Below are 24,583 nucleotides of genomic sequence, written 5' to 3'. Positions count from 1 at the left end.
CAAACCGCCGCCATCGGCCTCATCAAAGCCATCGACAAATTCGACCCCACCCGCGGCGTCGACTTCGCCGGCTACGCCATCCCCACCATCATCGGCGAACTCAAACGCCACTTCCGCGACCGCACCTGGGACATCCGCGTCCCCCGCCGCCTGCAGGAACTACGCCTCAGCATCAGCGAGGCGAACAGCACCCTGCTGCAGACCCTCGGCCGCTCCCCGACAGTCGCCGACATCGCCGCCCACCTCAAGGTCACCGAGGAAGAGGTCCTCGAAGGCCTCGAAGGCGCCCGCGCGTACAACGCCGTCTCCCTCTCGACCCCCACCGGCGACGGCGAACGCGCCACCGAACTCGGCGACATGCTCGGCGGCGACGACCCCGACTTCGAACAAGCCGAACTCCGCATCGCCCTCGGCCCGGCGTTGGCCACCCTCGACGAGCGGGAACAGAAAATCCTCACCCTCCGCTTCTACGGCAACCTCACCCAATCCCAGATCGCCGACCAGATCGGCGTCTCCCAGATGCACGTCTCCCGCCTACTCACCCGCGCACTCACCAAACTCCGCGGACAGCTCAGCGAGACCTACTGAGCCTCGAGGGAGGGTCCGGTACAGCGAGACGCCGGATGTCAGGGGCCGGGCCATATTGGCCCGGCCCCTGACGCGTCGGTTCGCCACGTGATCGAACCCCGCGCCGTACGGCCGGTGTCCGGTATCGCCGTCATCGGTCCCGGTCGGCCGCGGTACGTCGTTTGCGCTCCCGGGCGGCGCGTAGGTTCGCGACGTTGCCGCACGTGCTGACGTCGTGCCACACACCGCTGCGGTTACGCGACGCGTCGTAGAACGCCGTACGGCAGGTCTCGTTGCGACACAGCTTGATCCGGGACCAGGTGTCGGACTGCTGGGCGAGCAGCGTCTCCGACCAGAGGGCTGACGCCAGCCACTCGGTGCCCCGCCCGCTCGGTACGGGTCGCACCATCCCGTCCTCGCCCGGCACGAGGGTCACCGCGACACCGGGCGTCGCCCCGGACGGGAGTTCGCCACCCTCGATCAGCCGCTCGAACGTCGTACGCAGCCCACGCAGGGCAGCGGCGTCCTCGTCCGACAGGTCACCGTCCGGAACGGCGACTCCCCGGACCGACGCCCAGTGGCGGACGCTCCGGTCCCACCACTCCTGCGCGTGCCCGCGCCCGGACAACAGATCCGGCGCGCCGTCCAGGGCACGCGTATTGACCAGATCCTGGATCAGCGCGGCACCGGTGTCGGCCGCGCGCAACCCGTACCGGTCGGTCGCCATCCATGACATAACCCAACACTAGTTGGTTCTGTCGTGGAGTGCTAACGTTCCTTCCTGACAGAGCCAAACGGATTTTGGTTCTGTCAGGTCCGGGCGCCGGTCTCGCGCACCCGACCCACCCCTCCACCAGCGAAGGAACAGCGATGAAGATCCAGGACTCCGTGGTGTTTGTCACCGGCGGTAGCCGCGGCCTCGGCAAGGCACTGGTCGACGAGGTGCTCGCACGCGGCGCGGCCAAGGTGTACGCCACCGCCCGCGACCCGAAGACGATCACCAACCCGAACGTCGTCCCGCTCCGGCTCGAACTGAGCGATCCGGCCTCGGTGGCCGCCGCCACGGCGCAGGCGTCGGACGTCGATCTTCTGATCAACAACGCCGGCGTCACCCTCGGCGCGGACTACCTCAACGGCGACCTGGCGGAGATCCGCCGGGAGATCGAAATCAACTTCTACGGGCCGTTGCAGGTGATCCGGGCCCTCGCCCCCCGGCTCATCGCGAACGGCGGCCATCTGCTCAACATCCACTCGGCGCTGTCCTGGTACGCGGCCTTCGGCGCGTACGGGGCATCCAAGGCGGCGTTGTGGTCGATGACCAACGGCCTGCGGCAGGACCTGCACCCGCACGGTGTCGGCGTCACCGGGCTGCACGCCGGCTGGATCGACACCGACATGGCGGCCCGGTGGGCGGCACCGGACGCTCCCCGCTCCGCCCCGGCGGACGTGGCCCGGCAGGCGATCGACGGCGTCGAGGCGGGCCGGCACGAGGTGCTCGCCGACGACTGGTCCCGGACGGTGAAGAGCGGCCTGGCGGCGGACATCACCACGCTCTACCCGCACCTGGCCGACAACCGCTGATCCGGACGGCAGGAGAGTCGACCGGCAACATCTGATCCGGACGGCAGGCGGGCCGGGCGGCGGGTGGGGCGGGCGCCGACAGCGGGTGCTCAGCGCACCTCGCGGCCGTTCGGGTAGTCGAGGTCCAACCGCCGTACGACGTAGTCCCCCAGCGAGGTCGCGCGCGGGATGTCCGGATCATCGGTCGGACCGGCGGGCGGGTAGCTCGTCACCCGCAGTTGTTCGACGAAGGCGGACAGCGGCGCACCTGCCCGCAGACCCGTGGTGAGCGCGATGGACAAGGCGTCAGCCATGCCCCCGAGGGTGGAGCCCTGCTTGTCCACCGACAGGTGGACGTCGCTCAACCGGCCGTCGGCGAGCGCGGCCGTGACCAGGTGCCCCTCGGTGCCGTCCACGACAAAGCCGACGGTCGCTCCGGACCGTCGGCGCGGAACCGGCACCCTGGCGTCGACCTGCACATCTGTCATGGAATCCCCCTCGACGGCCCGCGCGGGCTGGCACCCGCCCCGATCCGCCAAACCGTAGGTGGCCCGGGGGCCGACCACCAGCACGACACGGCACCCATTCGTACACGTGAACGAATGGGTGCCGTGCCTCGGGTCCACACCGGCGGTGCCGGGTACGGGCGGTCACGCCCGCACCCGGCACCGGTCGGTCAGAGCTCCCTGACCCTGACGTTGCGGAAGTCGATCAGGTCGTTGGTGCCGTGGTTCTGCAACCCGACGTAACCGCTGAGGAACTGCCGCAGATCGGTCGACGGGTCGCCCTGGCGGGACGACTGCTTGCCGGGCGTGTTGTCGAACTCGCTGATCACCACACCGTTGCGGATCATCGTGTAGTGCTGGCCGACCACGCGGATCTCGTAGTCGTTCCACTGGTTCTTCGGGGTCACCCCGGCCTTGTCCAGGGTGTTCGGCGAGAAGTTGTAGACCGAGCCGGTCTTCTGCGGCTCACCGGTCTCGCCGTCGTAGATCTGGATCTCGTGACCGCAGTAGATCGCCACCCAGGCCTGCGAACTGCGGGCCGACCCGACCGTGCCGCAGCTACCCGGCGGGCGCTGGTCCAGCGGGGTCCTCGGGTCCGGGAACCGGACGAAGACTCCGGTGTTGGCGCGGACGTTCTCCGGGGAGACGTCCCGGAACTGGACCTTGATCGAGTAGTCCGCGAACTGCTGGTCGGCGTACCACAGCATGCCGAGGCCACCGGAGCTGCGGATGGAGCCGTCGGGACGCAGCGAGAACGACCCGCTGGGTGCCTGACGCCAGCCGGCGAGCGACTTCGCCGAACCGTCGAAGATCGGCTCGTACCCGTTGGTGACACCGATCGGGGACTGTGCCCCGGCCCGGCGTAGCTTCGTCACCTCACGGTTGTCGATGACGTGCGCCGCACTCAGTTCGGCGAGGACGGCATCGAGGTGGCTGACGAACGCACCCTTGTTCGGCCAGGTGGTCTCGTCGTCGATCAGATCGTTGATCGTGCAGCCACCGCCGGCCTGACGGTTGGCCACACCGGTGTCCGTGTCGAGCATCCAGACCGTCGGCCGGGCGTCGGCCGCGGCACAACCGGCGTTGACGTCGATCTTCCCGGTGACAACCTCGCCGTCGGCGTACGTCACCTTGACCGTCGCCTGGAAGGTGCCGTACCGCTTGTAGGTGTGCGTCGGGTGGGCCTGGGTCGACACCTTGCTGCCGTCGCCGAAGTCCCACTCCCAGGCCACGCCGCCGACCTTCGCGGCCGAGAACGCGACCGTACGGGGCTGGCTCGGCGTGACCGACCGCGCCTCGGCCAGGCTCGGGTTCGGGGTGGCCTGACCACCCTGGTAGGTGATCCGGATCAGCTTCTGGTTCTGGTGCAGGCTGAAGAAACCACCGGCGTAGTCGAGCAGGTACAGCGCGCCGTCGGGGCCGAACTTCGCGTCCATCCAGGACTGGAGCTGGGTGGTGCCGTTACCGCCCTGGATGATGCTGCGCAGGTCCTCGGCGAACGCCGGGGCGCCCGCCTGTTCGACCTTGGTCGGGTCGACGGTGACGGCGATCCGGTTGTTGGAGTTGGACTGGTCACCGATGAACCACTTGTTGTCCCAGTACGCCGGCCACGCGACGCCACTGTTGACGTCGACCTTCGACCGCTGGTAGGTCGGGCCGTCCATGATGGCCTGACCGCCACCGCTCAGGTACGGCTGGGTGTAGGTCGTCTGGCTGGTGACGTACGTCGGCAGGCCGCTGCCGTCGGTGCGCTTCGGGAAGACCGGGCCACCGCCCTGGGGCGAGTACCAGATCATGTTGTCCCGGGCCGGCGGGATGTTGACCAGACCGGTGTTGCGCGGCGACTCGTTCTTGAGGTTGTCGCAGTCGTACCAGCCGGTCAGGACCGTGGCGTCGGTGGTGCTGCGGTCCCGGTACGGCTGCCGGTTACCCATGCAGTACGGCCAACCCTGGTTGCCCGCCGAGGTGATGATCGTGGCGGTCTCGTACTTCGCCGGACCCAGCTCCGGGCTCGGCGCACCCGCGTCCGGGCCGACCCACGCGGCGGTGAGCCAGTCGTTCACCGGGTCCCAGGCGATCCGGGCGATGTTGCGTACGCCCATCACGTAGATCTCCGGACGGGTCTTGCCGCCGCCCTGCTCCTCGCCGGTGAAGAGGTTGCCCTCGGGGATCGAATAGGTCCCGTCCGCCTCCGGGTGGATACGGATGATCTTGCCGTTGAGGTCGTTCGTGTTACCCGAGGTACGGCGGGCGTCCTGGAACGAGGTGCCCGCGTACTCCTGGGTCCAGTTGTTGCCGGAGTAACCGTCCGAACCGCCGGAGGAGTTGCTGTCACCGCTACCGATGTAGAGGTTGCCGGACTCGTCGAAGGTCATACCGCCACCGGCGTGGCAGCAGCTGTGGATCTGGGTGTCCCAGTGCAGCAGGTCCTTGCGGGTGCCCTGGTCGATCGACTGCTGGGCGTGGTTGTACGTGAACCGGGAAACCGTACGCTGACCGATCCGCTTTTCCCGGTCGATCGACTCGTGCGGCATCCAGTAGACGTAGAACCAGCCGTTCTCCGCGAAGTTGGGGTCGAGCGTGATGCCGACCAGGCCCTCCTCGTTCTTCACCAGTTCGCTGCCGCTGCCCCGGTTGCCCATCACCTTGAGCGTGGTCAGCAGCTTGACCTGCTTGTTCTTCGGGTCCCACTGGTGGATGGTGCCGCAGCCCAGGCCCACGTTCGGGTTGGCCCAGTCGGTGACCGGCCCGGTCGCGCAGGCGGCCTTGCCGATGTAGAAGACCTTGCCGTCGGGGGCGATGGTCAGGCCGTGCGGCTCGCCGATCTGGTCGAGCTGACCGGACTGGTTGGTCGCGGTCAGCCGCTCGATCTTGTAGTTCGAGGCGATGGTGGCCTGGCAGTCACCGCGTACCAGGCCGGTCGTCCACTGGAGGGCGCCGAGCAGGTGGCTGCGGAACTGCGCGTCGGTGGTGTAGCTGGCCTCGGTACGGCCCATGCCGGTGTAGAACGACCGGCCACCGTCGTAGTCGCGGCACCAGGAGATCGGATGGAACGCGCCGTTGCCGGCGAGCCCCGGGTTGTACGACTTCTCCTGCACCTGGGCGATCGTGTGGACCCGGCCGACCGGGCTCGGGTTCCAGTTCATCCACTGGTCCGAGCGGGTCCAGTTGAGCGGCAGACCCTTGTTCGCCGGGTGCTGCCGGTCGACGACGTCCACCACCGCCTGCTGCACCGTGTTCTCCGGCGCCGGCCCGGCGTTCGGGCCGATCAGCCAGATCTCGGCGAGCTGGATCAGCGGCTCACCGCTGTTCGCGGTGATGTTCAGCCGGTAGTGCTGGTACGGCGTGGTGTTGGTGAACGTGTACTGCTTGGTCTGGAACCGCCCGGAGAACGTCTCCCCGCTGCGGGTGTCCAGGTTCGTCCAGGAGTTGCCGTCGGTCGACCCCTGGAGGGTCCAGTCCTTCGGGTCGCGTCCCTGGAAGTCGTTCGCCGACGTCAGGGCGTACTGGGCGACCGCCTTCGGTTCGGCGAGCTTCGCGGTGACCCACGCCGCCGGCGTACGGACCAGCCACTTGGTGCCGGTCAGCCCGTCGATCAGGTTCGCCTCGACCTCGCTCGGCGGGTTGCTGCCGCTGGCGGTGACACTCTGGATCTTCTCCGCGTTCGGCAGGCTCGCCGCCGGGCGGGTGCCGATCAGGCCGGTGAACCACTCCGAGGTGGGCTGCGCGCGAGCGGCGTCGTGGATGCCGACGAAGCCGCCGCCACCCTTGACGTACGCCTGGAACGCCGCCTCCTGCGCGTCGTTCAAGGTCACCCCGTTGGCCGACAGGAACACCACGCTGCGGTAGCGGTCCAGGTTATCCGGGGTGAACACCGACGGGTCGTCGGAATCGTGGACGAAGAAGCCGTTCTCGCTGCCCAGCTTGCGGATGGTGTTCACGGCCTTGACGACCGGGTCGTCCTGGGACGCGGCCGGCCCGTGGAACACCAGCACGTTGACCACCTGGCTACCCCAGGCGGGGGCGACAGCCGACCCGCCCACGCCCGGGTCGGGGGCCGCCGACACCGGTGTGGTCAGCAGGCCGAGCGTGAGCAGGGCACCCGACGCCAGGGCGACCGCGCGACGGAACGGTCCGGCGCCGGGACGCCGCGACCGCAGTACGCGGGCAGGTACGGGTGGCAGGGGGTCGGCGGGGTCGGAACGGAGTCGTCCGACCGATCGGGACAGCTGGAAATGGCGTTGGGCCATTTCTCCTCCTCCAGAGGTACGGAAAGTCCTTCGGGTGGTGGGAAAGCCGGTCGTGGTTGGGAACCGGTGCGACGGAGCCGCCGGTCAGCGGTGGTTGGCGTGGGCGGCCGGTGCGGCGGCACCCTGCGCCGCAGCGGCACCTTGCGCCGGCGCTGCGGGGGCACCCTGCGCCGGTGCGGTCGGCATCGAATTACCGTGCGGCGGCATCGCCCCGTTCTCGTCGAGGACGTGCAACGTCGTCGCCATGCCCAGGTCGGAGTGGAACTGCATGTGGCAGTGCAGCATCCAGTGACCCGGACCGACCGAGTCGCCGGCGACGAACTGCACCCCGAAGGTGTCGCCGGGCCCGAGGGTCTTGTTGTCGATGACCGGTATCGAGTCGACGAGGGCCTTGTTCTCCCCCGCGACCATGCCGGTCCGGGTGTCCGCCCAGGAGTGCCCGTGCACATGGAACGTGTGCATGTCGTTGCCGAGTCCGATCACGATGAACTCGACCCGCTCCCCGAGCTTGGCGACCAGGCAGGTCGGACCGGGCACCGGGTTCACCGGATCACAGGTGTCCGCGTCCGCGCTGCGCCGCAGGTTGATGGTCTGCCGGTCACCGAAGGCGGTCACGTAGGTCCGGTCCGGCCTCGGGTCACCCTGCCGGCGTACCACGAGACCGCCGAACAGCCCGGAGCTGAGGCCCTGGGTGCCGTGCGGTCCGCCGACCACGTGGTCGTGGTACCACCAGTAGCCGGCCGTGCCCTGCGAGGTGGCGCTGCGCGGCTTGGCGAACCAGATGTACGTACGCGAGCCGCCCGGCGGTACGAACGAGTTGCTGTGCGCCGTACCGTCGGACATCTGGGTGTACTTGACCCCGTGCACGTGCAGCGAGACACCGATCGGGTGCGCCGGGTCGGTACGCAGTGCCTCCAGGGTCGCCGCCGGCACCTGGTTGTGCACGGTGATCGCCAGGCACTCACCCTCGATCATCTCCATCGTCGGCCCCGGGTAGGAGGCCGTCTCCGGCGTGAGGCCGTAACCGAGCCGGACCTGGTTGGTCACCGGATCCTTCGGCAGTTCCACCGCGTACATCTGGATCCGGCGGTCCGGGGCGATGCAGCCCTCGGGCCGCTCGGCCGACCGGACTGCGGCGACGCCGGCACCGGCGGCCAGCTCGGCCGGCCGCTCGGTGGTGCCACCGGCGAGGGCCAACCCACCGGCGCCGACGAGCGTCGCCACCAGGACCCCCACCACCATCACCGCACGGCCCGCGCTCGACCCGAGGAACCGGACCGGCGACGCCGGACGGCCCTGCGGAATGTCGGCCGGTGGCGGCTGCACAAACTCACCTGTGTCGTTCAATTCCCTGTCCAAGGTTCTATCCAATCGCTGCGCCTACCACCGTCGACGGCGGTGGAAGGGGAGAGGACGGCGTGCGGTACCGGCGTCACGGGGTCAGCGGGGCGATCCGGATGTTGCGGAAGCTGGCGATGTCGGCGGCGCCGTGGTTCTGCAGGCCGACGTAACCGGTCGCGTTCTGGCGCCCGGCACCGCCGGGATCGTCCGACCGCGGCGGGTCGAAAACAGCTCCGGGTACGTTGACGTACTCGTTGATCAGCACACCGTTGCGGAACACGGAGTAGTGCTGGCCGACGACACGGATCTCGTAGTCGTTCCAGGTGCCCTTCGGGGTGACCTGTGCACCGTCGAGGTCGACCCGGTCGAAGCCGTACACCGATCCGCTCTTGTACGCGTCGCCGTCGGTCCGGTCGTTGATCTGGAGTTCGTGGCCGTACTTGATGGCCACCCACTCCGGCCGGGACTCCGTCGGGTGCTGGTGCACCTGCGGGAACCGGACGAAGACCCCGCTGTTGGCGCGGCCGTCACCGGGGGCGTCGTCGCGCCACTGGAGCTTCAGCGAGAAGTCGCCGTACGAGCGGATGGGGAACCAGAGCATGCCCAGACCGTCGACGGAACGGCTGGTGATCGAGCCGTCCGCGTTGCGGCCGAAGCCACCCGCGCCGACCTGCTCCCACTGCTTGAACGAGGCGACCGAGCGGTCGAGCAGCGGCTGGTAGCCCGCCTTGTCCTCGGCCTTGCCGACACCGGAGTCGCCGGCCGTGCGGATCAGGATGTTGTGTTCCTTGAGCAGGATGAGACCCCGGTGGTACAGCCGCTCGGCGACCGCGCGTACGTGGTCGACGAACTCGGCGTGGGTCGGCCAGGCCCGCTCGTCCTCGATCAGGTCGTTGATCGAGCAGCGGCCCTCGACGACCCGGTTGGTCACGCCGCTGTTCAGGGTGCCGGTCCAGACCGTCGGCCGGGTGTCGGTCACCCGGCAGACCGGCGCGGGCGGTGCGCTCTCCACGACCGTGAAGGTGGTCGACGCGGTGCCGGAGGTGTTACCCGCCCGGTCGGTGGCCCGGTAGCTGACGGTGTGCGCGCCGACGGTGTTGACCGTGAGCGGCCCGGAGTAGACCGTGTAACCCCGCCCGTCGAGGGCGTACTCGAGGCGGTGGACACCGGACTCGGTGTCGGCTGCGGTGAGCGTGACGGTGGCGCTGCCGACGTACGCCCAGCTTCCGTTCTGCTGACCGGTGATCGCGGCGGTCACGGTGGGCGCGGTGGTGTCCGGGTTCGGCGGCGTCACCACGGTGAACGCGACCGACTTCGGGGTGGAGATGTTGCCGGCGACGTCGGTGGCCCGGTACGCGACCGTGTGCTGGCCGGGCTGGTTGACCGTCACCGGGGCGGTGTACTCCGCGTACGCCTGCCCGTCGAGGGAGAACTCGACCAGGTCGACGCCCGACTCGGCGTCGGTGGCGGTCACGGTCACCGTGGCGGCACCGACGTAGGCACCGGCGCTGTTCTGCGTACCGGTGACGGCGGCCGTCGCGTCCGGAGCGGTGGTGTCGGGGTTCGGCGCCCCGACGACCTGGAAGGCGGCGGACCCGACCGGCGAGGTGTTGCCCGCCACGTCGGTCGCCCGGTACGTGACCGTGTGCTGGCCCGGGGTGTTGACCGTCACCGGGGCGGTGTACTCCGCGTACGCCTGCCCGTCGACGGCGTACTCGATCCGCTCGACGCCCGACTGGGTGTCGGTGGCGGAGACGGTCACGGTCGCGGCACCGATGTAGGCGCCGTTGCCGTCGCGGTCACCGGTGACACCGGCGCTGACCGTCGGCGGGGTGGTGTCCGGATCCGACGTGCCGGCCACGGTGAAGGCGACGGACTGCGGAGCCGAGGTGTTGCCGGCCCGGTCGGTGGCCCGGTAGTTGACCGTGTGCTCACCCGGCTGGTGCACCATGACCGGCGCGCTGTACGCGGCGTACGCCGCACCGTCGAGGGAGTACTCGACCAGTTCGACGCCGGACTCGGCGTCGGTGGCCGACAGGGTCACCGTCGCCATGCCAACGTACGCGCCGTCCTCGTTCCGGTCACCGGTCACCGCGGCGGTCGCCGTCGGTGCGGTGGTGTCCGGGTCCGGGGTACCGACCACGGTGAACGCGGTCGACTGGACCGGGGAGGTGTTGCCCGCCACGTCGGTCGCCCGGTACGTGACCGTGTGCGCGCCGACCGCGCTCACCGCGACCGGCGCGGTGTACGTGGCGTACGCGGCACCGTCGAGGGAGTACTCGATCCGCTCGACGCCGGACTCGGTGTCGGTGGCGGACAGGGTCACCGTCGCGGTGCCGACGTACGCGCCGTCCTCGTCCCGGTCACCGGTCACCGCGGCGGTCACCGTCGGTGCGGTGGTGTCCGGGTTCGGCGGGGCCACCACCTCGAACGCGGTCGACTGGACCGGCGAGGTGTTGCCCGCCACGTCGGTGGCGCGGTAGCTGACCGTGTGCTCGCCGGCGGCGTTGACCGTCACCGGACCCGAGTACGTGCCGTACGGGCCACCGTCGAGCGCGTACTCCACCCGGCCGACGCCCGAGCCGCTGTCGGTGGCCGAGAGGGTCACCGTGGCGGCGCCGACGTACGCACCGTCCTCGTTGCGCTCACCGGTCACCGCGGCGGTCACCGTGGGCGGGGTCGTGTCCTCGCTCCCACCGGTGACGACGAGCAGCCCGGTCATGGCGCCGTGCCCGGGGATGGCGCAGAAGTACCGGTAGGTGCCGGGGGTGAGCGTCACGTCGACGGTCCACCGGCCCTGGTTGCTGTCGAACGGGTCGGCGAGGATGTTCACGTTGACGTCGCTGTTGTACGCCGGGTTGCCCGTGTCGAACGTGAGGGTGTGCTGCATACCGGTCGTGTTGCCGGTCGCGGCGCTGTTCTCGAAGACGAGGGTGGTCGCACCCGCGACGGCGGTGGTGGGTACGGAGGCGTACGCCTGGAAGTTGTTGTTCGCCGTCCAGGTGAGCACCTGGGCCTGTAGTTGCGGGGCCGACGCGAGGGTGCCGGGCGTGCCCGAGGCGGTGTCGACCGGCTGGGCGTTCACCGGAACCGAGGCCAGTGTGGAGCTGACGAGGAGGACGGCCGCTGCCGCAAGCACCGTCATCGGGCGGCGGAGCCGACCCGTGGTGCGCCGGGTGAGCCGGCGCAGGCGACTTGGCGAACCGCGTCGCACAGGGATAGTTGGCATGTCGCGTGTGCCTTTCGCGAGTCTTCCTTGAACTTTCGGTTTCCCGTCGGGGTTTCCGCGAGAGTCGATGGATGCCATGGCGGCAGACGGCAGCCTCGTCCGGCCCGCGCTGCTGCACCGGCGTGGCGGAGGCCACCCGGTCCGACATGTGGGCACACGAGTCTGAGGTCTGGGACGAAGTGGACGTTGGTCGAGGTCGGACCCGCGACCGGCCGGAGGCCGTCCGCGTGTCACCGGGCGTGGAGGAATGGCGTGGTAGCGGGCGTGGCGCGCGCCGCCGCGCCGGTTCGGTCTGCGGGCAACACCGACCTCAGGGAGTGCCTCTCCCCTGGTCGGACGGTGAGCTAACCGCGCCGCCGGTTACCTCGACGAAACATCTTGATGTTGACCGACACTAACGGGCTTGGCATCAGCGTGTCTACATCTTTCGACAGGATTGGCCACACTTTCATCCGCTGCGACAAAAGACCCCTGGTTGATCACTTGCAACCCCCTCCGAACAACTGACCGCGAGCCTCGGGTCGCACCGCGCGACGACCCGAACCCGCGCAGACATGACCGGAGCCGGTCCCCGAGATCAGAAGTAGGTGTGCAGGACGTCCACGATGGTGTGTCCATCGTCGACAACCGGTATGGACCGCCACTTGTCGAACGCCGTACACGGGTGGGAGATGCCGAAGCAGACCAGGTCGCCGGGGGCGACCTCCAAACCGGGAGCCACGTCGAGGTAGGTGTGGTGGTCGTTGAGCCGGGTCACCCCCAACCCGGTGGCGGCGCCGACCGCGCCGGATCGACGCCGGATCCGCAGCGGCACCGGCAACCCCTCGTCGTACGGGGCGTCGCGCTTGCCCATCCCCACGATCGCCAGCCCCGGCTCCGGGGTGGAGGTCACCTGTGCCCAGAGCTCCAACGCCGGATCCAGGGCGGCGTCGCCCGGCAGGCGGCGGAACGGGGTGCGGTCGGCGTAGAAGCCGTGGTCGTGGGTGACCGAGGCGCCGCTGCGCAGGACCACCCGGAGTTGGTGACCGGGCAGCCAGGCGCCGCCGAGCCGATCCGCCACGACGTCGAAGTACGCGCTGCCACCGGCACTGACGATCACCTCGTCGGCGAGCAGTCCCCGCCCGGCCAACTCGGTGACCGCCGCCCTGGTCCGGTCCAGGTACGCCGCCACCGAGGTCACGTCCGGCAGGCCACCCTCGTACGCGGTGACGCCGTCGAGACGTACCCGGGGTGCGGCGGCAGCCGCCTCGGCGACCTCGACGACCTGCTCGACCGTGCGGCACCCGGTACGACCACCGGGATGCCCGAGCTCGACCAGGACCCGCAGAGGTGTGCGACCGGGGTGGTCCGCGAGTGCATCGCCGATCGCCTCGACACCGGCGACCGAGTCCACGAAGATCAGCGCCTCGAAACCGAGGTCGAGTTCACCCGCCAGCCAGCGCAGCGGCACCGGGTCCAGCAGCTGGTTGGCCAGGAGGACCCGGGGTAGCCCGAAGGCGCGGCCGGCGAGCAGTTGGTTGGCGGTGGCCACGGTGATCGCCCAGGCACCGGCGGCCAACTGCGCCGCGAACAGGGACGGCGCCATGGTGGTCTTGCCGTGCGGGGCGAACAGGAAGCCGTGCCGGGTACAGAAGGCGGCCATGGTCGCGATGTTGTGGTCGATCGCGTCCCGGCGGGCGACCAGCACCGGCCAGGTGACCGCGCCGTCGAAGAGGTGGTGGCCGGCCTCGACGAACTCGGTGTCGGGCACCGGTGGGCCGGGTTGCCAGAACCCCTTCGCCCGCCAGTCGAGGACTCGCTCGTCGAACGGGTCGTGCCGCACGGGCCCTCCCACAGGTTCGGATGTGGCTCGCTGATGGACGCACAGCCTGCCCGATCAGGCCCGTACCGTCAACGGGTTGACGGGAGCGGGGCAGAGACAGCAGGCTATCGACGCCCTACCTCAACGATCTACTTCCGAACCTGGAGGGCCGATGGTGATCGGTCTGGTCATCCACACCAGTCACCGCGCCGTGTTCGAGGACGCCGCGCGGACGCTGGCCGGGGTGAGCCTCGAGTGGGTCGTCTACGAACACGAGGACGAGGTCCAGGTACGGGTCGACCGGCTGCTCGCCCGGCAGCGGGTCGACGGGCTGTTGCTCGGCCCGGTCCCGTACGCGAAGTGCCGACACCTCCTTCCCGCGGACCTGCCGGTCGCCATCCTGCGCTCGGCCGGCCTCGACCTGTCGCTGGCCCTGTTCAAGGCGGCGGCCCGAGGGTGGCGACCCACACCGGTCAGCATCGACACCTTCGACGCGCAGACCGTGGACGAGGTCACGGGGGCGTTGGACCTGGACCCGGCCCGGGTGACCTGCCTGCCGTACGACCCGGAACAGAGCGTCGCGGGCATCGTCGCGTTCCACCGCGAGGCCCTCGCCCGCACCGGAGCCGACTACGTGATCAGCCTGCGTACGGCGGTCGCGGCGGAACTGGGCGGGGAGACCCACGTGCTCGGCGGCCTGCCCGGACCGGCGACACTGCGCGCCCAACTGCACGAGCTGGCCCTGCGGGTGCAGTCCAAGCAGGCCAGTGCGCTGCGGTTCGCCGCCGGTGTGTTCCTGGTCGCCAAGGCGGGCCCGCAACTCGACCTGGACCGGGCCCGGGTGGGCCTGATGAACCTGCTGCTGAACACCCCGGAGTTCGCCGACGCGTGGATAGAGAACCGGGGCCGGCGGGGAGTGGTCGTTTTCGCCCACCAGGCCCTGTTCGAGAAGGCGACGAGTAGCTGGGTGTCGCTTCCGGCGCTGAGCCAGGCACTCGAGGCGCTCGGGATCCGGGTCGCCGCCGGCTTCGGTGTCGGTGCGTCCGCGCGCAGTTGTGTGCACCTGGCGGAACGGGCCGCCAACCGGGCCGAGCAGGAGGAGTCCCCGAGCGCGTTCCTGATCGAGGACGGTGGCGTCATCATCGGCCCGATGAGCCCGGCCGGTGCGGCCTTGACCTTCACCTACCGGGAGCACGGCGCGGAGCTGGAACGGCTGGCCGGCGAGGTCGGGCTCAGCGCGGCGACCCTGTCCCGGCTGGCCGCGATCGAGCGGGGCCAGATGGGCCGGGCCATCTCTCCCAGCGACCTCGCCCAGCAGCTCGGGATCACCGACCCGAGCGGCCGACGGTTGATCCGCAAGCTCGGCGACTCCGGGCTGGTCGAGGTGGAGGGCAGCACCCAGGTACACCGCAAGGGCCGTCCGGCCCGGCTGTACCGGCTGCGCATCGGCGCCGCGATCGAGCGCCCGTGAGCGGGCCGGTGCGCTGGGATCTGCTGCTCACCGGCGGGGACCTGCTCGATCCGGGCGGTGGCCGCAGCGGTCGGTACGACATCGCCGTACGGGACGGGCGGGTCGCCGAGGTGGGCGCGTCACTGCCGCGCGGGTACGCCGCCGAGGTGGTCGACGTGACCGGCCGGCTCGTCACGCCGGGGCTGGTCGACCTGCACACCCACGTGTACGGGGGCGCCACGTACTGGGGGATCGACCCCGACCCGGTCGCCTGGCACTCCGGGGTGACCACCTGGGTCGACGCCGGATCGGCCGGTGCCTACTCGTTCCCGGCGTTCGCCACCGCCATCGCCGGCTACACGGTACGGGTGCCCGCGCTGCTGAACATCTCCGCCGTGGGACTGATCGCACCGGTCGGCGAGTCACGCGAGTTGGCGAACTGCGACGTCGACCTGGCCGTGGCGACCGTCCGGGCGTACCGGGGGACGATCGTCGGGATCAAGGTACGGATGGACCGGCACAACGTCGGCGCCCACGGCACCGAACCGCTGCGCCGGGCGGTCGAGGCGGCTCAGAAGTGCGACCTGCCGGTGATGGTCCACATCGGAGCGGCACCGCCCTCGATAGCGCAGATGTTGCCGCTGTTGCGTCCGGGTGACCTCATCACACACTGCGCCAGCGGGATCGCGGCCGGGCCGACCGGGTTCGATCCGGCGGCGAAGGAGGCGTACGACGCCGGGGTCCTGTTCGACGTCGGGCACGGTTCCGGCGGGTTCGCGTTCGACGTCCTGGAGGCGCAACTGGCCGCCGGTATGCCACCGCACACCGTCTCCACCGACCTGCACAGCCGGTCGCTGCACGGCCCGGCGTTCGACCTGCCCACCACCATGGCCAAGATGCTCGCCGCCGGCATGCCCCTGGAACAGGTGGTGGCGGCGACGACGATCGGACCGGCCCGCGCGCTGGGCCTGGCCGGTGGCGTCGGCACGCTCGCACCGGGCGCACCGGCGGACATCGCTGTGTTCACCGTCGAGCACGGCCGGTTCGAACTGGTCGACGTGCACGGGCAGCGTCGTACGTCGCCGCTGCGCCTGGTCAACGAGACCACGTACCGGGCCGGTCGGCCGCTGCCACCGCGCCTGCCTGCCCCCGTACCGCCGTGGATCCCGCTCACCGGCGCCCAGCGGGACGCCCTGCGCCACCGCGAACGGGCGGTACGCCAACTGCTGACCTCGCCCCTGGTGGGTCCGGACGGGCTCGCCGAACAGTTCCCCCGACACGGAGGTTGATCCATGCCGAAGAAGGTCGTCGTGGCCGACCGGGCGGCGCCGCCCGGCGGTCCGTACTCGCACGCGGTGGTGGCGGGTGGTTTCGCGTACCTCGCCGGGGCGTGCCCGGTGCGCCCGGACGGGACCTGGGTCACCGGGGACTTCGTCGAGCAGGCGCGGGCCGCGTTCACGAACCTGGCCCGGGTGGCCGAGGCGGCCGGCGGCAACCTCACGGATGCCGTACGGGTCGGTGTCTACCTGCGCGACTTCGCCGACTTCCCGGCGATGAACGAGGTCTACGTGGAGTTCTTCGGCACCGAGAACCTGCCGGCCCGTACCACCCTGCCGGTGGCGTTGGAGGGGTTCGACATCGAGATCGACGCGGTGCTGTACCTGGGCGAGTGATCCCCGGTCCCCCGCAGCCGCCGCCCCCGCAGCCGCCGGGGCGGCTCGACCGGCATGCCCGGAGACCCGCTCCCACCTGCGAAAACGTGGCTTGACGGAACACCTCGGGGAGCCCAACCTAGGGGACATCGATACCGACCTAATTACGAACCTGGCTCGTTATTCGAGGGGAGAGAGTCTGTGCGGAAACCCCTGGCACTCACCGCGCTGCTCGCGGTGGCCCTGAGCGCCGCCGCCTGCGCGCCGTCGACCGGCACGCCGACGGACAGCGCCGACGCCAAGACCGGCACGCTGCGGGTCTGGCTGTTCGACGAGGCGAACCGCGCCGCGAAGGAGGCCGTGGTCAAGGAGGCGGTCACCGAGTTCACCGCCGCCCACCCCGGAGTGACGGTCGACGTCAGCTACCTGGCGACCGACACCCGGGCGGAGAAGTACAAGGGAGCGCTCAACGATCCGGCGAGCGCCCCGGACGTGACCGAGGTCGGCAACACCGACCTGGCCGGCTTCGTCGCCTCCAACGGGATGGCCGACGTCAGCGCCGACCTGAAGACCTGGCCCGAGGCCACCGATCTGCCCGCCGACCTGGTGAGCACGGTGACGGTCGGCGACAAGGCGTACGGCGTACCGTGGTGGATCGGCGTACGGGCGCTCTACTACCGCACCGACGTCTTCACCGAACTCGGCCTGACCCCACCCACCTCGTACGCCGAACTGGTCACCACGGCGAAGAAGATCCGGGCCGAGCGCAAGGACATGCTCGGGATCGCGGTCGGCGGGCTCTACGTCTTCGGCGCCCTGCCGTTCGTCTGGGACGCCGGTGGTGACATCGCCACCGGTTCGGCCGGTGGGTACACCGCCACCATCGACTCGGCCGCGTCGAAGGCCGGCATCACCGCGTACACCAGCCTGTTCGGTGACGACATCTGCCCGGCGCAGCAGTGCGTCGACCTGACCGGCGGCGGGACCGTCGAGGCGTTCGCCGCCGGACGGGCCGGCATGGGCATCCTGGGCAACTTCAACCGCTCCGCCGTCGAGGCCGGCGCGGTCAAGGGTAAGTACGCCGTCGTACCGCTGCCCGGCGCCAAGCCCGGCTCGATCGCCCCCGCCTTCGCCGGTGGGAGCAGCCTCGGGGTCTTCCGGTCCACCGGGCACCGGAGCCTGGCGGTCGAGTTCATGCAACTGCTCGCCGGCCGCAAGTACACGCTGAAGCTCTACGACGCGATGGGCTTCGTGCCCGCGATGAAGTCCGCCCGGACCGAGGTCATCACGAAGGACCCGCAGCTCAAGCCGTTCATCGACACGATGGAGGCGGGAACCAGGTTCGTGCCGGTGGACAAGGCGTGGACCACCATCGACGCGGAGAAGATCCTGCCGACCCTGCTCCAGAAGGTGATCACCAAACAGGCGACCGTCGACGCGGCGGCGGCCGAGGCGAACACCCGGATCACCACGGCGTTCGGCAGGTAGTGACGGTGTCCGTGACGATCCGCCGGCAGCGGTTGACCCCACTGTGGCTGCTGCTGCCGGCGCTCGCCGTACTGGTGCCGATGTTCGCGTACCCGCTCTACCAACTGGGCCTGCTCTCCCTGTTCGAGTACGGGCAACCGCAGGTGAGCGGGGGCGAACCGGCCCGGTTCGTCGGCGCCGGCAACTTCCGGGCGCTGTTCGACGACCAGACGTTCTGGACCGTGCTCGCCCAGACCGTGGTCTTCGCGACCGGTTGCGTGGTGGTGACGCTCGCCGTCGGCGCGGCGCTGGCCGTACTGCTGACCAGGATCGGCCGGGTCGCGCGGGCGGCGCTGTCGTTCGCCGCGCTGACCGCCTGGGCCGCACCGGCGATGACCGGCTCGGTGGTCTGGTCGTTCCTGTTCGACAGCAACCTCGGGCTGGTCAACGAGGTGCTCGGGCTCGACGGTTACAACTGGTTCTACGACCGGAGCGTGGCGTTCGCGCTGGTCGGTGCCGTGGTGGTCTGGCACTCGTTCCCGTTCGTCATGATCACGTTGTACGCCGGCATCCAGGCGGTCCCCGCCTCGGTGCTGGCGGCCGCCGCGCTGGACGGCGCGGGCGCGTTCACCGCGTTCCGCCGGGTTACCGCACCGATCCTCCGGCCACTGATCATCATCGTGGTGATCCAGTCGATCATCTGGGACTTCAAGGTGTTCACCCAGATCTACGTGATGACCGGTGGCGGGGGCATCGCCGGGCAGAACCTGGTGCTCAACGTGTACGCGTACCAGAAGGCCTTCGCCTCGTCCCAGTACGGCCTCGGGTCGGCGATCGGCATCGTGATGACGGTGATCCTGCTCGTGGTGACCCTGTTCTACCTGCGGGCGCTGCGCCGTACCGGGGAGGTGCTGTGATCCGCCGCCGTGTCGCGGATGCCGTGGCGATCGCGATCGCGGCCGTGACGGTGTTCCCGATCTACTGGATGGTGCTGTCGGCGCTCAAACCGACCGGCGAGATCCGGTCCGCCGATCCCCGCCCCTGGACCCTGCACCCGACCCTGGAGCACTTCGGTTCCGCGCTGGGGGTCAGCGGGTTCGGCCGCTACTTCCTCAACAGCGCGGTGGTCGCGCTGACCGTGGTCGCGTTGAGCGCGCTGATCTCGTTCCTGGCCGCGGTCGCGCTGACCCGCTACCGGTTCCGCACCCGGACCACCATCCTGGTGATGTTCCTGGTCGCGCAGATGGTTCCGGTGGAGGCACTGAGCATCCCGCTCTTCTTCCAGATCCGCGACCTCGGCCGGACGGTGCCCGGTGTCGGGCTGAACACCCTCGGGTCGCTGATCCTGGTGCAGTTGGCGTTCAGCCTCCCGTTCGCGATCTGGATGCTGCGCGGTTTTGTCGCGGCGGTGCCGCAGGAGATCGAGGAGGCGGCCACCCTGGACGGGGCCGGACGCTTCACGATCCTGTGGCGGATCCTGTTCCCCCTGGTCGCACCCGGTCTTGCGGCGACCGGGGTGTTCTCCTTCATCACCGCGTGGAACGACTTCCTGTTCGCCAAGACGTTCATCATCAGCGCCACCGAGAACCAGACCCTGCCCGCCGCGCTGCTGGTGTTCTTCAAACCGGACGAGAACGACTGGGGCGGGATCATGGCCGCCTCCACCCTGATGACCATCCCGGTGCTGGTCTTCTTCATCCTCGTCCGGCGCCGGCTGGTCTCCGGGCTCGGCGGGGCGGTGAAGGACTGATGCTCCCGCTGCCGGTCGACGTCCGTACCCTTGCCGGTTCGTTCACCCTCACCGGTGCCACGACGATCGGTGCGGACCCGGCCTGTGCCGGAGTCGCCCGCTGGCTGGGCGAGGCGCTGTCCCGCCCGACCGGACTCCCCCTGCCGACCGCCGCCGACCCCACCATCCGCCTCGCCGTCGACCCGGCGCTGCACCACGAGGGATACCACCTTCGGGTACGCCCGGACCGGATCACCATCACCGGCGGCTCCCCCGCCGGGGTCTTCTACGGCGCGCAGACCCTGCGGCAACTGCTCCCACCGGCGATCTTCCGCCGGGCGCCGGTGGTCAGCGGCCCGTGGACCGTGCCGGGGGTGGAGATCTCCGACCGGCCGCGTTTCGGCTGGCGGGGCTGCATGCTCGACGTGGCCCGGCACTTCATGCCGGTCGCCGGGGTGCTGCGTCTGATCGACCTGCTCGCCGTACACAAGCTCAACGTGCTGCACCTGCACCTGACCGATGACCAGGGGTGGCGGGTGCAGATCCGGCGCTATCCCCGGCTGACCGAGGTCGGCGGGTGGCGGCACGAGTCGATGGTCGGGTCACGTCAGCACGAGCGGTTCAACGGCCGCCCGCACGGCGGTTACTACACCCGGGACGACATCCGCGAGATCGTCGCGTACGCGGCCGAGCGGTTCGTCACCGTGGTGCCCGAGATCGACCTGCCGGGCCACACCCAGGCGGCCATCGCGGCATACCCCGAGCTGGGCAACAACCCCGACGAGCCGGTACGCGTCTCGACCCGCTGGGGCGTCTCGCGCCGGGTGCTCAACGTCTCCGACGAGACCGTTTCGTTCTTCCGGCACGTGCTGGACGAGGTGATGGAACTCTTCCCCAGCAGGCACATCGGCATCGGCGGGGACGAGTGCGACAAGGACGAGTGGCGGGCCAGCCCGGCTGCCCGGGACCGGATGCGCGAACTCGGCCTGCGGGACGCCGACGAGTTGCAGAGCTGGTTCGTGGCGCAGTTCCAGCGCCACCTGGGCGCCAACGGACGCACCCTGTTCGGCTGGGACGAGATCCTGGAGGGTGACCTGCCGCCCGGTGCGACGGTGGCGGCGTGGCGCGGCCCCGCGCTCGCGGTAGCGGCGGCCCGTGCCGGGCACGACGTGGTCGCCTGCTGGGACAGCGCCGCCTACCTCGACTACCGCCAGTCCGACGACCCCGCCGAACCCGTCCCCGTCGGTACGGTGCTCACCGTCGCGGACGTCCGTGCCTTCGATCCGGAGCCCGCCGCGCTTCCGGCCGACCTTCGGCGCCGCGTCCTCGGCGCGCAGTGCAACATCTGGACCGAGCACGCCGACCACCCACGCGCGGTCGACTACCTGGCCTTCCCGCGCCTGTCCGCGTTCGCCGAGGCGGTCTGGTCACCGGCGGGTCCGCCGCCCTGGCAGGGTTTCGACCAGCGTCTCGGGGAGCACCTGCGCCGCCTCGACGCGCTGGGCGTCGAGTACCGGCTGCCCGACGGTCCACAACCCTGGCAGCGCCGACCGGACGCACCAGGCTGGCCCCGTACGGGGACCGACCGGGTGGCCGAACTCGCCGCGCTCACCGGAAACGTGCTGCCGCCGACGGACGGAACGGCCTGACGCCGGGCGGCGCTCAGACCGACCGATCGGGGGGCACGGACCCGGCCACCCATCGGTCACCATGGATATGTGTGGCGCCCTTTCCTTCGCTGCGGCGCCCGTACGGGGAAGTGAGATGTCCATGGTCGAGACCCGCCACCGAACACCCCGAACCACCCGCCGCCCCGGCCGCGCACTGCTGTCCCCGCTGGTAGCCGTCGCCGTGGCCGCAACGCTGGCCCTCCCGGTCGCCACGGCTCGGGCCGCCGCGGCCGACACCCAGCCGCCAACCGTGCCCGGCCCGATCGAGATCGTCGACCTCGGCACCACGTCCGTCACCCTGACCTGGGGTCCCTCGACCGACGATGTCGCCGTCCAGCAGTACGTCGTGTACCACCGCGAGACCGACATGATTTTCAGCCAGACCACCCCGACGAACAGCATCACCTGGTCCGGGCTGCAACCGTCCCGGACCTACTACTTCAGCGTCGCGGCCCTGGACGCGGCGGGCAACAGGTCACCGAGTACCGCCGAGTTCAGGGTCACCATGGCACCGGGCGATGCCCAACCGCCGACGGTGCCCGGTCCCCCGGTCGTGACCAATCTGGCGGACACCTCGTTGACCCTGTCCTGGGGTCGCTCCACCGACAACATCACCCTGGGGCGGTACGAAGTGCTCTCCCTCACCCCCGCCGGGATCGAGGTGCTGGCCGTCGTCCCGCAGGTGGTGCCGTACGGGCCACGGACCACCACCACGCTGCACGGGCTGACCCCCGACACCTCGTACACCCTCGCCGTACGCGCCGGTGACGAGGCCGGCAACTACTCGGCGCCCTCGGACTCGGTGACCGTGACGACCCTGCCCCCGGACCGTACGCCGCCGACCGCACCCGGCACACCGGTGGCGGCGACGCTCAGCCCGAGCGAGGTCATGCTCACCTGGGACCCGTCGACCGACGTGGGCGGTGTGGTCCGATACATCGTGTTCGACCAGGCCGCGCCCGGTGGACCGGCGGAGGTCGGTCGCACCTCCACCAACTGGGACTACGTCCCGCTGGTCCCGGGCGGTTGTACACCTTCGTCGTCTACGCGGAGGACACCGGCGGCAACCGGTCGGCCGGCTCCGAGCCGCTCACCCTCACCGCACCCGACGAACCACCACCGGCCTGCCGGGTGGACTACCGGGTCCTCGGACAGTGGCCGGGCGCCTTCCAGGCCGAGGTGACGGTGCACAACCTCACCTCGTCGGTGGTGGACGGGTGGACGCTCCACTGGATCTTCCCGGCCTCCGGCCAGGGCATACGCCACATTTGGAACGCGGTGGCCGACCCGCAGACCGACGCCACCCTGACCGTACGCAATGCCCACTGGAACGTCCGGATCGCCCCGAACGGCAGCGCGGCTTTCGGCTTCATCGGCTCGCGGGCCGGCGACAACCCCGCACCCGACATGGTCACTCTCAACGGCACGCGCTGCGAATTCACCTCGGCCTGAGAATCGCGGGCCCCTTCCGGTCGCCGTCGGCACCGGAGGGGGCCCGGCGGCCGACCGATCAACGCGGACCGGAACGCGCGAGGCGGAACCCCACGTCGTCGATCTGGTACGTCGGGTGGCTGCGCCGTCGCACCGAGGCGCGGCAACTCCAGTGCTCGTCGAACCACCCGCCGCCGCGCAGCACCCGATAGGTGCCGTAGACCTCGGCGTCGTAGATGTCCCAGCACCAGTCCCAGACGTTGCCCAGCATGTCGTAGAAGCCCCAGGCGTTGGGTTGCTTGCCGCCGACGTCGTGGATCCGCTCGTCCGAGTTGCCGCGGTACCAGGCAATCTCGTTGAGCGGCCCGTAACGCGGGCCGGTCGTACCGGCTCGACAGGCGTACTCCCACTCGGCCTCGGTCGGCAGCCGGTACCCGTCGGAGGTGCGGTCCCACTCGACGCCCTCATCGTCGCCGTCCGCTGGGAACCGGTACGCCGGCACCAGCCCCTCACGTACCGACAGGGCGTTGCAGAACCGGACCGCGTCCCACCAGGTGACCTCCTCGACCGGCAGTCGATCCCCGGATGTCGTGTCCGGCCGCTCGCCGGTGACCAGCGCGTACTGGGACCGGGTGACCGGGAACGCCGCGAGTTGGTACGCCGCCAGCTCGACCGACCAGCTCCGCTGCGTCCGCCGGTCCGACAGGGTCACCCGTCCCGACGGGACGGTCACCATCGCCGCCCCCACCCCCGTGTCCATGGGATGCGACCCTACCGGTCAGTGCTCCCCGGACGGGCGGGTACTCCGCTGCTCCGACCTGGTCGGGCCCACCTTGCGCTCGATGCGCAACTCCCGCTCGAGATCGGCCACCAGATCCCGTAGGTCGTCGAGTCGCTGGGCGATCGCGATCCGGTCGACCTCGTCCGGTACGCCGTCGCCGTCCTCGTCGTAGCCGTCGGCCAGGCGCTCGGTCGCCTCCAACCGGCGCGCCTCCTCCATGGAGTTGACGATGACCGCGATGAGGATGTTGAGCAGGAGGTTCGCGGTGATCAGCACGTAGCTCACGTAGTAGATCAGGGTCCAGGGCGACACCGCCATGCCCTGTGCGATCAGGTCCGGCAGGTTCTCCTGGGAGAGCAGGACGAAGAGGGTGAGCACCGCGCGCCCGATGGTGCCGTACTGCTCCGGTTGCTCCTTGGCGAAGATCAGCCAGCCCGTCATACCGTAGACGTACAGCGTGACGATGGCGAGGGCGAGGAAACCACCGACGCCGGGGAGGCTGCGCAGCAGCGCGGTCACGATCGTGCGGAGCCCCGGCGAGAACCGCACCAGCCGTAGGACCCGGGCGATGCGTATGACGCGCAGGGCGGTGGTGTCGCCGTGCAGGCCGGGGATGAACACCGCGGCGATGACCACGAAGTCGAAGACGTTCCAGCCCTGGCGGAAGAAGTCCTGCGGGCGGCGGCCGTACGCCAGCACCCGGATCACGATCTCGACCACGAAGACGGCACGGAAGAGCCACTCCAGCGCGTGCAGGAGCGGCCCGGCCGACCCCAGGTGTTCGTACGTCTCGATGCCGAGCACGACGGCGTTGGCCCCGATCACGACGATGATCACCACGTCGAACGCCCGTGATTCGGCGATCCGCGTACATCGCCGCGCCAGCGGCGAGGGCCGGGCCGGGCTTCCCGGCGGGACGGCCCGCTGGGCAGGCACCGACCGTCCGGTCACAACGGGTACGGAGCCGAGGAGCGGCTACCGCCGCGCGCGACGTCGTCGCGGGTACGCGCTCTCCCATTGTCGACACCGCTCGGGACCGACGCGGCGGAACACGACACGGCACAACACTTCGGCTCGGCTGATCTCATTGGTGGATGGTAGCCAGGTGGCCCGTCCGCCGGTCGCCGTCAACCAGCCGCCCCACCGGTT

The 24,583-nt window shown here is 70.2% G+C and carries 19 protein-coding genes; 11 read left to right on the top strand and 8 right to left on the bottom strand.

Annotated elements, in window-relative coordinates; translation table 11 throughout:
- Window positions 1-588: SigB/SigF/SigG family RNA polymerase sigma factor (locus tag ACWEFB_RS33485; protein WP_452291914.1), on the top strand; the 588-nt coding region annotated here is incomplete at its 5' end.
- A gap of 130 nt (window positions 589-718) precedes the next feature.
- Here ACWEFB_RS33485 and ACWEFB_RS33480 read toward each other — a convergent pair.
- Entirely contained in the window at window positions 719-1,303 is a 585-nt protein-coding gene (locus ACWEFB_RS33480; RefSeq protein WP_452291912.1) for a CGNR zinc finger domain-containing protein, read from the bottom strand.
- Window positions 1,304-1,437: 134 nt separating this feature from the next.
- On the opposite strand from ACWEFB_RS33480, the gene ACWEFB_RS33475 reads away from it, so the two are divergent.
- The gene (locus tag ACWEFB_RS33475; RefSeq protein ID WP_452291909.1) at window positions 1,438-2,148 is read left to right on the top strand and encodes an SDR family oxidoreductase; all 711 of its coding nucleotides are present in this window, start codon (window positions 1,438-1,440) and stop codon (window positions 2,146-2,148) included.
- An 89-nt stretch (window positions 2,149-2,237) separates the two neighbouring features.
- Here the strand turns inward: ACWEFB_RS33475 and ACWEFB_RS33470 are convergent, their stop codons facing one another.
- From ACWEFB_RS33470 to ACWEFB_RS33450, 5 genes are all read right to left on the bottom strand, one after another.
- Window positions 2,238-2,615 (bottom strand): TSCPD domain-containing protein, encoded by a 378-nt coding sequence (locus tag ACWEFB_RS33470; protein WP_326559207.1) that lies wholly within the window; start codon window positions 2,613-2,615, stop codon window positions 2,238-2,240.
- 188 nt (window positions 2,616-2,803) lie between these two features.
- Window positions 2,804-6,883, bottom strand: a complete 4,080-nt coding sequence (locus ACWEFB_RS33465) for a ThuA domain-containing protein (RefSeq protein ID WP_452291907.1) — start codon at window positions 6,881-6,883, stop codon at window positions 2,804-2,806.
- A gap of 84 nt (window positions 6,884-6,967) precedes the next feature.
- On the bottom strand, window positions 6,968-8,209 hold the full coding sequence (locus ACWEFB_RS33460; protein WP_452291905.1) for a multicopper oxidase domain-containing protein: 1,242 nt from the start codon (window positions 8,207-8,209) through the stop codon (window positions 6,968-6,970).
- Window positions 8,210-8,315: 106 nt separating this feature from the next.
- Complete coding sequence (locus ACWEFB_RS33455) at window positions 8,316-11,453, bottom strand: OmpL47-type beta-barrel domain-containing protein (protein WP_452291922.1); 3,138 nt, start codon at window positions 11,451-11,453, stop codon at window positions 8,316-8,318.
- 577 nt (window positions 11,454-12,030) lie between these two features.
- Window positions 12,031-13,275, bottom strand: coding sequence for an alanine racemase (locus ACWEFB_RS33450; RefSeq protein ID WP_452291903.1), 1,245 nt, complete (start codon window positions 13,273-13,275; stop codon window positions 12,031-12,033).
- 151 nt (window positions 13,276-13,426) lie between these two features.
- Here ACWEFB_RS33450 and ACWEFB_RS33445 point away from each other — a divergent pair, with 151 nt between their 5' ends.
- The 9 genes from ACWEFB_RS33445 to ACWEFB_RS33405 all read left to right on the top strand — a co-directional run bounded on the left by ACWEFB_RS33445 (window position 13,427) and on the right by ACWEFB_RS33405 (window position 22,674).
- Window positions 13,427-14,725 (top strand): transcriptional regulator, encoded by a 1,299-nt coding sequence (locus ACWEFB_RS33445; RefSeq protein WP_452291901.1) that lies wholly within the window; start codon window positions 13,427-13,429, stop codon window positions 14,723-14,725.
- Window positions 14,722-15,993, top strand: a complete 1,272-nt coding sequence (locus ACWEFB_RS33440; protein ID WP_452291899.1) for an amidohydrolase/deacetylase family metallohydrolase — start codon at window positions 14,722-14,724, stop codon at window positions 15,991-15,993. The genes ACWEFB_RS33445 and ACWEFB_RS33440 overlap by 4 nt, the downstream gene beginning before the upstream one ends.
- Window positions 15,994-15,996: 3 nt before the next feature.
- A complete protein-coding gene (locus ACWEFB_RS33435; protein WP_452291897.1) occupies window positions 15,997-16,377 on the top strand; it encodes a RidA family protein in 381 nt (126 codons plus the stop codon).
- A 180-nt stretch (window positions 16,378-16,557) separates the two neighbouring features.
- Window positions 16,558-17,844, top strand: a complete 1,287-nt coding sequence (locus tag ACWEFB_RS33430; RefSeq protein ID WP_452291895.1) for an extracellular solute-binding protein — start codon at window positions 16,558-16,560, stop codon at window positions 17,842-17,844.
- A 5-nt stretch (window positions 17,845-17,849) separates the two neighbouring features.
- Window positions 17,850-18,740 (top strand): carbohydrate ABC transporter permease, encoded by an 891-nt coding sequence (locus ACWEFB_RS33425; RefSeq protein WP_452291893.1) that lies wholly within the window; start codon window positions 17,850-17,852, stop codon window positions 18,738-18,740.
- Entirely contained in the window at window positions 18,737-19,573 is an 837-nt protein-coding gene (locus tag ACWEFB_RS33420; RefSeq protein WP_452291891.1) for a carbohydrate ABC transporter permease, read from the top strand. Before ACWEFB_RS33425 ends, ACWEFB_RS33420 begins: the two co-directional genes overlap by 4 nt.
- Window positions 19,573-21,201: a beta-N-acetylhexosaminidase gene (locus ACWEFB_RS33415; RefSeq protein ID WP_452291889.1), complete on the top strand. Its 1,629-nt coding sequence runs from the start codon at window positions 19,573-19,575 to the stop codon at window positions 21,199-21,201. The genes ACWEFB_RS33420 and ACWEFB_RS33415 overlap by 1 nt, the downstream gene beginning before the upstream one ends.
- Window positions 21,202-21,316: 115 nt before the next feature.
- Window positions 21,317-22,405, top strand: coding sequence for a fibronectin type III domain-containing protein (locus ACWEFB_RS33410; protein WP_452291887.1), 1,089 nt, complete (start codon window positions 21,317-21,319; stop codon window positions 22,403-22,405).
- Window positions 22,354-22,674, top strand: coding sequence for a cellulose binding domain-containing protein (locus ACWEFB_RS33405; RefSeq protein ID WP_452291885.1), 321 nt, complete (start codon window positions 22,354-22,356; stop codon window positions 22,672-22,674). Before ACWEFB_RS33410 ends, ACWEFB_RS33405 begins: the two co-directional genes overlap by 52 nt.
- 58 nt (window positions 22,675-22,732) lie before the next feature.
- On the opposite strand, the gene ACWEFB_RS33400 is transcribed toward ACWEFB_RS33405, so the two are convergent.
- Window positions 22,733-23,413, bottom strand: a complete 681-nt coding sequence (locus ACWEFB_RS33400) for a formylglycine-generating enzyme family protein (RefSeq protein ID WP_452291883.1) — start codon at window positions 23,411-23,413, stop codon at window positions 22,733-22,735.
- Window positions 23,414-23,431: 18 nt separating this feature from the next.
- Window positions 23,432-24,274 carry an ion transporter gene (locus ACWEFB_RS33395; protein WP_452291881.1) on the bottom strand — a complete coding sequence of 281 codons (843 nt, stop codon included), beginning with the start codon at window positions 24,272-24,274 and terminating at the stop codon, window positions 23,432-23,434.
- Window positions 24,275-24,583 lie beyond the last annotated feature (309 nt).

It is taken from the genome of Micromonospora sp. NPDC004704, from assembly GCF_053601675.1.
Note: the sequence above shows the minus strand (reverse complement) of the source record. Positions and strands in the feature narration are given on the sequence as shown.